At 63.9% G+C, this 12063-nt stretch carries 12 protein-coding genes and 2 pseudogenes; 4 read left to right on the top strand and 10 right to left on the bottom strand.

Annotated features, from left to right (window positions below; translation table 11 throughout):
* Positions 1–78: 78 nt before the first annotated feature.
* A pseudogene (locus tag AC1DEK_RS06565) lies at positions 79–375 on the top strand (alpha/beta hydrolase domain-containing protein); the annotation flags it as partial.
* Positions 376–486: 111 nt separating this feature from the next.
* Here AC1DEK_RS06565 and AC1DEK_RS06560 read toward each other — a convergent pair.
* The 6 genes from AC1DEK_RS06560 to AC1DEK_RS06535 all read right to left on the bottom strand — a co-directional run bounded on the left by AC1DEK_RS06560 (position 487) and on the right by AC1DEK_RS06535 (position 7096).
* A complete protein-coding gene (locus AC1DEK_RS06560) occupies positions 487–1698 on the bottom strand; it encodes a hypothetical protein (protein ID WP_478124406.1) in 1212 nt (403 codons plus the stop codon).
* Positions 1699–1713: 15 nt separating this feature from the next.
* The gene (locus AC1DEK_RS06555; RefSeq protein WP_478124405.1) at positions 1714–3771 is read right to left on the bottom strand and encodes a bifunctional metallophosphatase/5'-nucleotidase; all 2058 of its coding nucleotides are present in this window, start codon (positions 3769–3771) and stop codon (positions 1714–1716) included.
* A gap of 266 nt (positions 3772–4037) precedes the next feature.
* Complete coding sequence (locus AC1DEK_RS06550) at positions 4038–4196, bottom strand: hypothetical protein (RefSeq protein WP_478124404.1); 159 nt, start codon at positions 4194–4196, stop codon at positions 4038–4040.
* Positions 4197–4477: 281 nt separating this feature from the next.
* Positions 4478–4819: a hypothetical protein gene (locus AC1DEK_RS06545; RefSeq protein WP_478124403.1), complete on the bottom strand. Its 342-nt coding sequence runs from the start codon at positions 4817–4819 to the stop codon at positions 4478–4480.
* 190 nt (positions 4820–5009) lie between these two features.
* Positions 5010–6221: a glycosyltransferase gene (locus tag AC1DEK_RS06540; protein WP_478124402.1), complete on the bottom strand. Its 1212-nt coding sequence runs from the start codon at positions 6219–6221 to the stop codon at positions 5010–5012.
* On the bottom strand, positions 6218–7096 hold the full coding sequence (locus AC1DEK_RS06535) for a UDP-2,3-diacylglucosamine diphosphatase (RefSeq protein WP_478124401.1): 879 nt from the start codon (positions 7094–7096) through the stop codon (positions 6218–6220). The genes AC1DEK_RS06540 and AC1DEK_RS06535 overlap by 4 nt, the downstream gene beginning before the upstream one ends.
* A gap of 320 nt (positions 7097–7416) precedes the next feature.
* Between AC1DEK_RS06535 and AC1DEK_RS06530 the strand changes: the two genes are divergently transcribed.
* From AC1DEK_RS06530 to AC1DEK_RS06520, 3 genes and pseudogenes are all read left to right on the top strand, one after another.
* Complete coding sequence (locus AC1DEK_RS06530) at positions 7417–7578, top strand: hypothetical protein (protein WP_478124400.1); 162 nt, start codon at positions 7417–7419, stop codon at positions 7576–7578.
* Positions 7563–8119: pseudogene (locus tag AC1DEK_RS06525) on the top strand (DJ-1/PfpI family protein). The gene AC1DEK_RS06530 and the pseudogene AC1DEK_RS06525 overlap by 16 nt, the downstream one beginning before the upstream one ends.
* The gene (locus tag AC1DEK_RS06520; RefSeq protein ID WP_478124399.1) at positions 8023–8922 is read left to right on the top strand and encodes a dienelactone hydrolase family protein; all 900 of its coding nucleotides are present in this window, start codon (positions 8023–8025) and stop codon (positions 8920–8922) included. Before AC1DEK_RS06525 ends, AC1DEK_RS06520 begins: the two are co-directional and overlap by 97 nt.
* 19 nt (positions 8923–8941) lie before the next feature.
* Here the strand turns inward: AC1DEK_RS06520 and AC1DEK_RS06515 are convergent, their stop codons facing one another.
* The 4 genes from AC1DEK_RS06515 to AC1DEK_RS06500 all read right to left on the bottom strand — a co-directional run bounded on the left by AC1DEK_RS06515 (position 8942) and on the right by AC1DEK_RS06500 (position 12051).
* Complete coding sequence (locus AC1DEK_RS06515) at positions 8942–9721, bottom strand: adenylate/guanylate cyclase domain-containing protein (RefSeq protein ID WP_478124398.1); 780 nt, start codon at positions 9719–9721, stop codon at positions 8942–8944.
* Positions 9721–10806: a carboxymuconolactone decarboxylase family protein gene (locus tag AC1DEK_RS06510; protein ID WP_478124397.1), complete on the bottom strand. Its 1086-nt coding sequence runs from the start codon at positions 10804–10806 to the stop codon at positions 9721–9723. Before AC1DEK_RS06510 ends, AC1DEK_RS06515 begins: the two co-directional genes overlap by 1 nt.
* Before the next feature lie 193 nt (positions 10807–10999).
* Positions 11000–11539 (bottom strand): DUF4019 domain-containing protein, encoded by a 540-nt coding sequence (locus AC1DEK_RS06505; RefSeq protein ID WP_478124396.1) that lies wholly within the window; start codon positions 11537–11539, stop codon positions 11000–11002.
* A gap of 8 nt (positions 11540–11547) precedes the next feature.
* On the bottom strand, positions 11548–12051 hold the full coding sequence (locus AC1DEK_RS06500) for a PH domain-containing protein (protein WP_478124395.1): 504 nt from the start codon (positions 12049–12051) through the stop codon (positions 11548–11550).
* Between the last annotated feature and the right edge of the window lie 12 nt (positions 12052–12063).

The following is a 12063-nucleotide window of genomic DNA, read 5'->3' as shown; positions in this document are numbered from 1 at the left end:
TGCGGATGCAATATGTCGATTCAACGACACAGGCCTGCGTGGACGTGAACTAAGTCACGATCGCGTCACGCTTTCAGCGCTGGTATCGCGACGCAGGTGCCGCCCGCCTACCTGGGACGCGACTACGCGATCCTGGTGCCACAGGTCGACGCCGACGGCAACGACCTGGCCGGCATCCGCAGCCTCGATGTGGCCGTGCCGCTGGGCACCAACACCGGCTGGAACGTCACGAACGTCCCGGGGCGTATCGACCAAGCCGGTTACGTGGCGGCCGTGACCTCTGCAGCCAACGACCTGGTGGCGAAGCGCTTCATGCTGCGCGCGGATGCCGATGCAGCAATCGCTGCGGCAGCGGCGACACCGGTTCTGCCTTGACTTGGAAAACGGCTCGGCGATCTCCGCTGATCGGCTCGGCCGGCCCGCGCCGGTGAGCACAAGGCAACATGCACGCCATCGATTGCGGAGCGCGAAAAAGGTATGCCTGACTCAGCGAGGCATGAGCACCTGAAGCGCAATGCGCATTCCGTACTCGTAGGCCTCATCGGCGGGTATGGCGCCGATTTGCCTTTCAGCAGCGCCCACCGACGACGAGGCCGAGGCGACAGCTGGCGCCGACACCGGAAAAAAGTCGAGCCAGTGCGAAGCGGACAGCATCGCGGGCTCTTCCCCGCGACCCTCCAGCACCATCCCTGCAAGCCGCCCTGCAGCGTCGAGAACCGGTCCGCCGTAACTGCCAACTATTCCGATGCCGAGCTTTCGATAGCCACCGCGACCCAGAAAACTGCCAAAGAAGCCTTGACTCAGCCAAGGCCATGCAGGCTGCGCGCTCTCCTGTGCCGCATAGGCGAATGCGAAACCTGCGCTCCCCGCGAACGGATCCCGCGGCGCCACGGCCGGGATCCCCTCGACCGGTAGTGCAACGTCAAGGCGCAGCACCGTGACGCCGCGCGACGCGAGGGGCTGCGCGACATCCGCATGCGCTTGCGTTATCAGCCCCATGCCATTGCGGACCCGGACGGCCTCGCTGCTCGCAGGCTCCACGGCTGTGCTGGGTACCAGCGCCATCGTCCCATTGGCGACCAGCACGCCACTCGAAACCACGCGGACCGAATTCGGAAGGGTCGGCGCGCCGCGCTCCGACACGGCCTGCGGTGCCATGCGCTGCGGCGACTGCAACAAGAGGCCCGTTGCGACGGGGGCCGCAGACGCGAAGGCTCGGGCGACTTCGGGCCCGACGGGATCTCCTGGCAGGCGCTCGCGCGTTTCCGTGAGCACGCGCGTCGCAAATTGCCTCTGTCCCCCTGCGCTGAGCAGCCAGGCGTACAACGCGCCCGCAGCGCCGGATTCAAGGTGAGCGCCGCTCACATGGGCACAGAAGGACAGTGCCCGCCGGTACTGCCCGGCCTGCATGTAGGCACGGACAAGGCCCATCTCGGTATCGGGCGCGTGCAGCATCATGGCCGCGCGCTCGAAGGTGTCGGTGGCCTCGACGACTTCGCCGCGGGCGAGTTGCGCTTCGGCGCGGTCTAGCAGCGCGGAGCGGGCCGCCATCATCATGGGGTCGTTCACCCGGAAGTCCGTGATCGCCGCCGCCGAGTGAGGCCAGGAGTTGTTCGCGGGGGCCTGCTGTGCGAGGCTCTGCATGCCCTGCAGGCTCAACGCGAGCACCGCCATTGCAAGGGTCCGGACCGCGCGCATCAATCTCGATCGCCGTCAGGGGAGCTGCGTGATCCTCGGAATCGCCAGTGCGGGCAGCGTCGGGTCGTAAGCGGGCCTGGGCGCCTTGTAGCCGCCGTTCAAGTAGGCCGTCAGCGCATCGATGTCCTGGGCACCGCCGAGCGAGTTGGTGCCGCCAAGCAAAACCGTGAAGCCGTCGCCGCCGGTGGCCATGAAGTTGTTGACGGTGACGCGATAGGTCTTGGCCGGGTTCTGGACGACGCCATTGACCACGATATCGTCTGGCGCACCGGTCGCAATGGGCGGCGTCACGGTCACGTCGGTGGGCGTCAGCACCAAGTTCACGATCTTGGAGCAGGCCGGCGCGCCGGCGCTCCAGGAGTACTTCAGACCGTTCGACACCTGCATCACACGCTGTGCAGTCTGTCCCATGCAGCCAGTGAATTGCTGCTCCAGCAGATCTTTGATCTGCTGCCCCGTCAGCGTCATGGTCACCAGGCTGTTCCCGAAGGGCTGCACGGTGAAGCCATTGCCATAGGTCACGTCGTACGGGTAGGTCCCGGCCGCATTCACGAAGCCCGGGCTGCGCACGCCGCCGGCATTCATGAACGCGACGACCGCGCCACCGAGCGATGCCGGTTGCGTAGCCTGCAGCTGCGCGTCGGCGACCAGGCTCCCTGCGGGCATCTCACCGGCCGCATTCGCGGTATTCGGCAGGGCCGAGGTGATCGTGCTGATGACCTGGTTGGACAGCGGCGACACGAGCGTGTTGTATCCGTCGACGATGTTCCGGACGCTCGGGTCACTCGCAATAGCATTGTTGATGGCGGGGTCGGTGCGGTCGACCAGGCGGTTCGTGGCCGACACCGCCAGCACTTTGTGGGTACGCGGGTGCAGGGTCAGGTCGATGTCTGTCAGCACGCGACCGAAGGCGCTCGCGCTCGTGACGGGGACCAGGCGGCCTGCACGGTTGGGCAGCCCCGTCGGCCGCGGCATGCTGACCGGCGCGCCGGTGACGCCCTTCACCTCGACCGTGTTGGCGGAGCAGTTGTAGGCGGCATGCGTGTGGCCGCTGATGACCAGGTCGACCTCGTTGCCGAGACCCTTCACGATCCTGGCGATGTCGGAATCGGTACCGTCGGCGTTCTTCAGGTTGCCATCACAGCCGTTGATGTCCCCGACGTTGGGGCTGGTCTGGAAGCCTCCCTGGTGGACGAGCACCACGATCGCATCGACGCCCTGTGCGCGCAGCCGCGGGATCAGGGCATTGACGGTCTGCGCCTCATCGCGAAACTCGAGACCGGCGACGCCGGTCGGCGTCACGATGCTCGGCGTGCCCTTCAGCGTCATCCCGATAAAGGCGATCTTCGCGCCCTGGAAGGTCTTGATGCCATAGGCGGGAAACGGCGTGCGCCCGGTCGCCGTCTCGATGACGTTGGCCGACAGCCACTTGAAGCGAGCACCGTCAAACGTACCCGGCGCATTCGAGCCCAGTCCCTTGCAGCTGTTCGGATCGGGCATGCCACCGGTCGTCTTGCACCCGCCCGATTGCAGCCGCCGGAGTTCGACCGAACCCTTGTCGAACTCGTGATTGCCGACGGCGTTGAACTCGACGCCGATCCTGTTGAGCGTCTCGACTGCGGGCTCGTCGAAGAACAGAGCCGAGATCAGGGGCGACGCACCGATGAAGTCGCCCGCCCCCACCACCACGTTGTTGACGTTCTGCGCCTTCATCCGCGCAACGTATGCGGCCAGGTATTCGGCTCCGCCGACCGCCGGGCGCTCGGCTGCCGGCACCAGCGTGTTGACGCCGAAGGTGCCCGGTGTCTGCAGGTTGCCGTGGTAGTCATTGAACCCGATGATCTTGACCTTGATCGGCTCGGGCGGCCGACCGTGGTGGTCGTTGTCTCGGTCATGGTCGTGAGCACGATCGCCTCCGCGATCACGCTCATTGTCGCGGCCCCCGTCCCGGTCGGCACTATCGGAATTGCGGGATCTCGCATCGGGCTGCGCGTGAGCCGTGGTGATCGTCAGTGCCAAACATGGCGCCATCAACGACAGGGCGCAGACCAGCGAGAAGCGAAGTTTCGACATGGGGTTCCCTCCGGGCCTTTGGATCGCAAACTATCGAGTCCAAAGGTGACCGTGTGGTGACGGCACGGTGAAACCGAGCGCCATCGTCCCGATGTTGCGAGGACATCGACGCATTCAACTCGCGATGAAGATCCTCGAAGAGTGGCGCATCGACCGGTACTACGCGGGAAAGGCGAAGCTCTTCGACCTGTCCCATCAGGTCAGGCAGATGTCATTGTCTTAGAGAGCAACAGAGGGGCTTGATCGTTTGATCGTTTGATCGAGCATCACCCCAGCGCCGGCATCACTTGTACCCGATCGTCTTGCCGGACCCGTCCTTGATCTCGCTCCAGGCCGAGACGGCCGCCGAAGAGTCGCGGGCTAGCGGGCCCGAGCAGCCACGCGACCGCGGTGACCGCAAGAATCTTCGAAATCGGTGTGTTCATGATGGTTTGCCTTCCATGGCCTGGAGCGCTACCCCATTGCGGCGCCATGCGTCAAAGGCTAGCGGCCACCTGTGGCTCTGCGATGAACAAGCATCAAAGCCCAAGCCTGCCGTGGGGTCGGTCACCAAACCTCCACACGGGACCCTTTCTGCGCTGCAGATCTTGGACTTCGAAGCATGGCGCAACGCAGAACTTATCCGGACGCCTCTGCCTCCGACGAGCCCAGTGCGCGATCTGGACTATCTGGATCAGCGATCGAAGGTTGACGTTTTATTGCGAAGTCAGGTGGGGCTTCCGAGGCGCAGCCGGCTCGGGAACTGACGATCGAATTCGTGTGGCGTGATGTCCGCGAGATGCTCACAGGCGGCATTTGGAAGCGCCACGCTGATTTCCTCGTGCCAGAGCACAAGACCGAAGAGTCGACGGACCAGCATGCGCTCCTCTCGTGGCATTGGAAACTCCGACACATGGTCAGGCACGCGCTGCATTGAAACGCGTCGCCTCACCTCGATCATGAACACGCCCGTACGCTTCGCTCGGATACGCACGGCGCTTGCCATTCGGAACTGGAGTTGGAGTTCCCAACCCGCCAGCAACAGAAGGATGAGCGATGCGGCCAACATGAGGCTTCGTGCGTAAATGGTTCTTGGAAAAAGAAAAATCGAGGACCTTGAGCGAAGAGTAGGCTTCGGTGCGTCTTGGCGCAATACATCGAAAGCGCTGACTCGGCAACTGGTTCACGAATATCGAGGTTCTATCGCTTGCGAGCAACTCTGTCTGGCGGCGGCGCAAGGGCGATCAATGCCAAGGGGCTTAACCAAGAACTTCCTTCAGTGGTGGCAGAGCTACTCCGTGCTGCCCTCGCACCGCCCTTCCCGCTTCGAACATGATGCGCTCCAGGATGCAAGGCACTTCGAAGATTGCGCGATTCTGCATCCGCCGAGTCGCCTCTCGATAGCCATCCAGCCCGGCCATCAGGCATTCGACCGCCTTGTCGATCTGCGTAAAGCTGCTGCACACCACTCCCAGGCCCTGCTCCCTCAGCCATTGGACGTTGTAGCGCTCCTGCGGAAGCGTTGCTCGGTTTCGCGCGACGATCACTGGCAAGTGCATCTGCACCGCCTCGCTGAGGCTTCCAGGTCCTGGCTTGCCGATGAAGAAGTCCGCAAGCTGCATGTAGCGTGCCACGTCCGGCGTGAATCCCAGCACCAATCGCGGCGCGCGTGACGGCAGCGCACGCAGGGCCTGCGCCAGCTTCGCGTTGTGCCCGCACGCAAAGATGAGCTGCATGTCCGGCAACCGCCGTGCGATCGTCAGCATGGCCTTCGAGCCTTGACCGCCGAAGAGCACGATCCCCGTCAGGCGATCGGGATCGAGCCCGCAAGCGGCTCGCTCGGCGTTGCGATCGATCCGCGGTGCGTCATGAAAGGCCGCTCGCAACAGCATGCCGGAGGTCGCGTGAATGCGCGCCTCGGCGCAGCCAGCGGCGCGGGCTTGCTGAACGGCTTTGGGGCTACCGCACACGAGATGCTGCGGCAGATCCTTCTCGATCCAGAAAGCAGGCGGATGGTCGGCAAGGTCGGTGAGGACCGTCACATACGGTACGCCCGGGAGCGTGGACCTCAGCGACTCGCACAGCGAACGGTTGAAGTTCGGGATGAGCGATACCACCATGTCCGGCTCCATGACGAGCCAATGCCGTTGCAGGATGCGGACGAGGCCTGCATGCGCAAGTCGAATCAGACCTTGCAGCAGCTTGAGTTCGTGCGAGAGCCCCAGCGTCCATCCGCGCGCGAGCCGCTTGTTGTAGATGTCCTCCGGGTCCATGCCGGTGAGCTTGCGGAAGCTGTCGCCGGGATCGAGCATCTCGCGCAGGTTGACCAGGCGCACCGTCCATGGCAGACCCGCGCGCTGAATGGCCGCCGAGAGCGCCAGCGCCGAAGCCCGATGGCCCCCGCCCGCATTGAAGTAAACGAGGTCGACCGTCCTACGCGTTCCCGATCGTGGAAGCTTGACGCCGGTCATACGCTTGCCGGCTCGGACCGGAAAGCTGGCCGTCCGGCTTGGGTGGCCACGGGCAATTGGCCGGCCCAATAGAGGATTTCAAGCGTCCCGTCAGTGTGCTCGGCGAGGGCGGTGAGGCTCTCGACCCAGTCGCCGTCGTTGGCGTACAGAATGCCGTCGATGTCCCGCAGTTCAGCGTGATGGATATGGCCGCAGACGACGCCCTGCACACCAAGGCGTCGCGCTTCGCGCGCGACCGCGGTCTCAAAATCACCGACATAGCTGACCGCACGCTTCACTTTCTGCTTCAGGTACTTGGAAAGCGACCAGTACGGCAGGCCCATTCGTGCGCGCAACGAATTCAGATGACGATTGAGCCGCAGCGTGAACTCGTACAGTGAATCCCCCACATGCGCCAGCCACTTGGCGCACTGGATGACACCATCGAAAAGGTCGCCATGCATGACCCAGAGCTTGCGGCCGTCCGCTGTCTCGTGGATCCATTCGTCCGCCACGTCGATGCCGCCGAAATTGTGGTGGAGATACTTGCGCGCGAACTCGTCGTGGTTTCCCGGAATGAAGATCACGCGTGTGCCCTTGCGCGCCTTGCGCAGCAACTTCTGGACAACGTCGTTGTGCGTCTGCGGCCAGTACCAGTGACGGCGCAGTTGCCAGCCGTCGATGATGTCGCCGACCAGGAAGAGGGTCTCGAAATCAGTGTGCTTGAGAAAGTCGAGCAGTGCAGTCGCCTGGCAGCCCGGGGTTCCGAGGTGCAGGTCCGAGATCCACAGCGTGCGAAAACGCTGGAGAGGCCGCGTCGCATCCCCCTCGTCCGGATCAATCAGTGGAGGAGCATTGGCGTGCCATGCACGCAAAAAAGCGTCGTCGCGTTGCATGGACACACAGCTTCGCACCCGCGAGTGACCAGGAAGTGGCACTCGCGTGACGCAGCAAAGACATGCCGCCAGATGCCGCGGACGCTCTCGGCCGCCTCGCGCTCCGCTGATCATCCGTGTCGTACGCCGTCTAGACGCTGCATGCCCCGGTCGGGATAAAGAAGATGGTGCGTCTCCTTGTCTCCCGTACGAGATCCAGCATACGCCGCGTCTGCGCGAACGCAGGGGCCCTTGAAACTTCCTACCCAGTCAGCGTCCTCGTCCCACACCGGATGCGCGCGGCGCGCTCAGATTTTCTTTTCCGTTCCAAAGAAGTGCAAATGAGCGCAACGGGCTCCTATGAGGATGCGGTCGACCTGTTCGATGCGGACCCCGTGCGGGTGACCATGAGCATCGACACCCTGCCGGCGAGCGGCGGATGCAATTGCAATCGGACGCGCGACTTCAGCGCGCGCGACACACCTGAATGGAGGTCGCCATGACAGTCGAGCATCAGTTGGAAGGAAGACGTATCGCGGTGCTCGCCGCGGACGGCGGCTTCATCAACCCCGACCTCCTGCGCCAATCGGCGGAGGCGCGCGAGTTCGTGCGCAAGTTCGACGCCACCGGCAAGCCCATCGCGACCCGGTGCCACGGGCCCTGGCTGCTGGCCTCTGCCGGACTCACTCGGGCCGGCGCATGACGTCCTGGCCGGGCGTGCGCGATGACATGGTCAACGCGGGCGCGACCTGGGTGGACGAGACGGTTGTGCAGGACGGCAACTGGCTCACCAGCCGCGGACCACAGGACATGGTGCCGTTCGTGCGCGCACTGGGAACGATGGGGAGGATGGTGCCTTCGCCGAGCCCGAACAGCAACGAAGGGCCGAAGGCCGGCACGGCGTTCGGCGCTATGCTGCAAGACTCGTTTCTCCAATGCACTGCGCCATGCCCTCTCGTCTTACAGCTCGTGATTTCGACCAGGAATTGCTCATCCTCTTCGATGCCTATGTGCATGGCGATCTCGACCGGCGCTCTTTCCTGAGCCAAGCGCAGAAATTTGCCAAGGCGGGAATTGCGGCGACGACCCTGCTGGCCGCGCTGAGCCCTGACTTTGCGGCCGGACAGCAAGTCAGCCCCGGCGATCCGCGCCTCAAGATCGAACGGGCGAGCTATCCCTCGCCCTCGGGCAGTGGCACGGTCAAGGGCTATCTGGCGCGCCCGGCGGCGGCTGGTGACAAGCGCCTGCCGGCAGTGCTCGTCATTCATGAAAACCGCGGACTCAATCCGCACATCGAGGACATTGCTAGGCGGCTGGCGCTCGACGGTTTCATGGCCTTTGCGCCGGACGCACTGACGCCGCTCGGCGGCTATCCCGGCGATGAAGACAAGGCGCGCGAAGCATTCGCCAAGCTGGACCAGACGCATGCGCTGAATGATTTCCTTGCTGCTGCGGCGTGGCTTCGAACGCGTCCCGATGCCAGCGGCAAGCTCGGCGCGGTCGGCTTTTGCTACGGCGGCGGCATCGTCCACCAGCTCGCGGTCAGGCTGCCCGATCTCAATGCCGCCGTTCCGTTCTACGGCAATACGCCCGCGCCGTCGGAGGCCGCGAAAGTCAAGGCGCCGCTGCTCATCCAGCGCGCCGAAGTCGACGAGCGGATCAACGCCGCATGGCCAGCCTATGAAGCCGCCTTGCGTGCCGCCGGCGTGCAGTTCACAGCCTATCAGTATCCCGGCACGCAGCACGGCTTCAACAACGACACCACGCCGCGATACGACGAGGCCGCAGCCAAGCTCGCCTGGTCGCGCACGGTCGCTTTCCTGAAGACGCAGCTCGCTGGCGAATAGCCCGGAGCGCCAGAAAGCTTCACGCTTCACCCTCCACGAAATAAGTCTGGATCGGCTCCGCCTTGCCCTTGACCATCGCCGGCGGCATGGCCCGCAGGCGCACCTGGTCGTCGACGACGCGGCGGATGTCCTCGGTGACCAGCAGATCGACTTCGAACTTGCTGGTCAGCCCCTCCACCCGCGACGCGACATTGATCGGGTCGCCCGTGACGCTGAACTTCGAAAGCCCCGCAGTGCCGATCACACCGGCGACCACCTCGCCGCCGTGGATGCCGATGCCGAAGCGCAATTCAGGCAGCCCCTGCTCACGCAGGATGGCGTTGTAGCGCGCCAATTCCGCACGCATTTCCAGGGCAGCGAGCACGGCGTCCCGTGCCTGCCACGGGTTGGACTCCATGGCGCCGAACAGGGCCAGCAAGCCATCGCCCACGAATTCAGTGACGTGGCCGTGATGATGGGTGATCGCTGCCGTCATGTGCCGGAAATAGTCGTTCAGGATCTTCACCGTCACGGCGGGATCGAGCCGATCGCAAAGCGCCGTGAAGCCGCGCAGATCGGCAAACAACATCGTGACCTGACGCCGTTCGGGCGCGAAAGCGTCGCCGGCGCGGGTGAGCCGCTCGACCACGTCAGCCGGCACGAAGCGCTCGAACTGGCGCTGCAGCTGCTCCAGCTTGTCGTCGGCCGCCAGCAGCAGCTTTTCGAGCTGCTCGTTCTGCCGCCTGGCCCGCAGCACGAGCACCGCAAAGGCCGAAAGTGCGATGACGACGCCAGCCCCAAGGACCCAGGTCAGCGCCATCACTCGAGCAACATCGCCAGGCGAACGGTTCCGTTGGCCAGGGATGCCACTCCGATGGCGTCCAGCAGCGCGTCCGTGCCCAGCTGGGCGCCGAGGGCGCGCGTCTTTTTCTGAATGGACGAAGGCTCGTAATACACCGTGTCTCGCGCCCAGGCCAGCAGACTGGCTTCGCGCGGCGCCAGCCGGGGGCAACGCAGCGTTGCCATGGCGGTTTCGATTTCCGTCTGGCTCAGGCCCTGGTCGCGCAGCAACCGTGTACCCGCCGCCTCGCAATGCGGGCACCCGAGCGTGCGCGCGATCACCGCGAACATCAGCGCCTTGGCATCGCGACTGAGCACGCCGGAGTCGAAGGAGCCGTCGAGCGCCGCCTTCATGACGCCGCCCGCGGGCAGACCGGCAAGCGGCGCCACCACCGCGCCGAAGGGGCCCTTGGCCAACTCGGATGGGCCCGGCACGGCATCGGCAGGCTTGGCGGGTCCGAACTTCTTCATCGCCGCCATCATGAGCGGCAGCATCCAACGGAAAGGCCCGGCCGCCATGCGTTCGAATTTTTGCTCCGGCGGGCACGCCAGCAAGGTGCTGACCCGGTTGAAGAAGCAGCCGAACGAGATCGAGAAGGCGATCTCGCCGACCTGCACCGGCGTATAGCCAAGCGCCAGCAGCTTCGCCCGCTCGGCCGCGGCAGGCCGGGGCCTGGATCGAGCCAGGCTGCGGCAGAAGGCGATGTAGGCGCGCTCCTTTTCGTCCAGCTCGGCCGTCTGCACGTCGCGTTCGACCTTCTGGATGAAAGACTCCGAATACCCCAGCACCTTCATGTAGGCGCGGTTCGCGCCATAACAGTAGCGGCACGCGTTTTCCTGCGCCGTCACCATGCTGCCCATGCGGTACAGCCGTTCGGGCAACACCGCCGGCACATAGCTCGTCGCCTGGTAGGCCGCCTCGCGCAGCCAGCGGCTGGGCGCAACCCGTCGGTCGACTTCGAGCACCTGCGCGCCGCGGCGCTTGAGCTCGGCTTCCCACTCGGCGTCGTGCGCCGTCGGCAGCAGCGGTTCGCTCCACTGGATTTCGCTCAGCAAGACTGCCATGGGCGCTCCTTTCAGCTCGTGATCGGGTCCTCGGCGATTGTCCCCGCGCTGACCGATGCGAGCGGCCTCGGGTCTTCATTTCGGGCGTAGGGTTCCCGCTCTGTGATCAAGACTGTACGCGACATGACTTGCTCCGCGCAGCGGGCCGCCTACCCCCAATGCCTAGGTTCGCCAGAACAAAGCCGGATGAGGCTCAATAGGTATAAAACGGCTTCGTCGCGAGGTAGTAGTCGACGAACTGCCACTGTCCACCTTGCGCAGGGTCGCGGCACAACGTAAGTTGCTCCGTGTAAATGATGGGTGCGTCGGTGAACTTCGCATCAAACGTAACGATGCTGTATTGCCCATCCGGATAGTTCGGCAAGAACTTGAATCCGCCTTCGACTCCTTGAAGAACGCGATCACGGAGCGGCCCTAAACCTTCGCGCGCTTTCATCAACCGTTTGACAAATGTTGCTTCAGTACTTCGCGCCTTTAGCGCCGGAGCACCTCGGTGATAGATGCCCGAAAAGCGCCGCGAATCCAACGGTGTTGCATCCAGTTCAGCAACAAGCTGAGTAGCCAAGTCGTGCACCATCGTGCGGTCATGCTCGGACAACCAGAACAGGTAGTCCGACTGACTGGCTGAACTTCCAGCGGAAGATTGCTGCGCAGATGCGACGCCTGCCAGAGAGGCAACCGCAACCAGGGAAATTGCCCGCGTGGCCAAGCCACCCAACTCACGCCTATTCATCCAGGCTCCTATTTGTTTATAGCGACCGCAAGTGTTTTAGCGGCTGCTTGATTGTTGGAAAACTCAAGCGCGAGCCTCGGCTTGCCATCGACGGATATCAGCAGGTAGTCGCCAGCTACACGGTCGACGAACAAGCGGCCATCACTTCGGGACTTGAACCATCCGGAGCGAAAGCCCGGAAGTCCGACTCCGTTGACGCGTAAGCCGACCAAGTCATCTTTCGAACCCGCAACTATCGTCTGGACATTCGTGATCCTCGCCAACGGTACGCTGGTCGCATAGAAGGTCGACTTCACAGTCAGGTCGGCGTCCTGAATCGTCACACTCCGATTCAACATCGCACATCCGATTGCGCCGAACGCCAGGATTCCGATGGCAAGAATGCCCCAGAACGCGAAATGGTTGGCGGTACCCGCCTGGCGCTGGAGAACCACGCCCGCAACGATCGGCCCAATGGCAAGAATCGCAAACAAGATTCCAAAGGGCTTCGCACCCACGTCTTGCAATTGCATGTAGACCTTCGC

This window comes from Variovorax sp. 10N420 (genome assembly GCF_056394705.1).
This window is presented reverse-complemented; position numbering and strand designations above follow the sequence as displayed.

Bases quoted from the DNA above. Each gene is read 5' to 3' on its own strand.
- AC1DEK_RS06560 (WP_478124406.1), bottom strand. From the start codon at position 1,698: ATGCGCGCGGTCCGGACCCTTGCAATGGCGGTGCTCGCGTTGAGCCTG.
- AC1DEK_RS06555 (WP_478124405.1), bottom strand. From the start codon at position 3,771: ATGTCGAAACTTCGCTTCTCGCTGGTCTGCGCCCTGTCGTTGATGGCG.
- AC1DEK_RS06550 (WP_478124404.1), bottom strand. From the start codon at position 4,196: ATGAACACACCGATTTCGAAGATTCTTGCGGTCACCGCGGTCGCGTGG.
- AC1DEK_RS06545 (WP_478124403.1), bottom strand. From the start codon at position 4,819: ATGTTGGCCGCATCGCTCATCCTTCTGTTGCTGGCGGGTTGGGAACTC.
- AC1DEK_RS06540 (WP_478124402.1), bottom strand. From the start codon at position 6,221: ATGACCGGCGTCAAGCTTCCACGATCGGGAACGCGTAGGACGGTCGAC.
- AC1DEK_RS06535 (WP_478124401.1), bottom strand. From the start codon at position 7,096: ATGCAACGCGACGACGCTTTTTTGCGTGCATGGCACGCCAATGCTCCT.
- AC1DEK_RS06530 (WP_478124400.1), top strand. From the start codon at position 7,417: ATGAGCGCAACGGGCTCCTATGAGGATGCGGTCGACCTGTTCGATGCG.
- AC1DEK_RS06520 (WP_478124399.1), top strand. From the start codon at position 8,023: ATGCCCTCTCGTCTTACAGCTCGTGATTTCGACCAGGAATTGCTCATC.
- AC1DEK_RS06515 (WP_478124398.1), bottom strand. From the start codon at position 9,721: ATGGCGCTGACCTGGGTCCTTGGGGCTGGCGTCGTCATCGCACTTTCG.
- AC1DEK_RS06510 (WP_478124397.1), bottom strand. From the start codon at position 10,806: ATGGCAGTCTTGCTGAGCGAAATCCAGTGGAGCGAACCGCTGCTGCCG.
- AC1DEK_RS06505 (WP_478124396.1), bottom strand. From the start codon at position 11,539: ATGAATAGGCGTGAGTTGGGTGGCTTGGCCACGCGGGCAATTTCCCTG.
- AC1DEK_RS06500 (WP_478124395.1), bottom strand. From the start codon at position 12,051: ATGCAATTGCAAGACGTGGGTGCGAAGCCCTTTGGAATCTTGTTTGCG.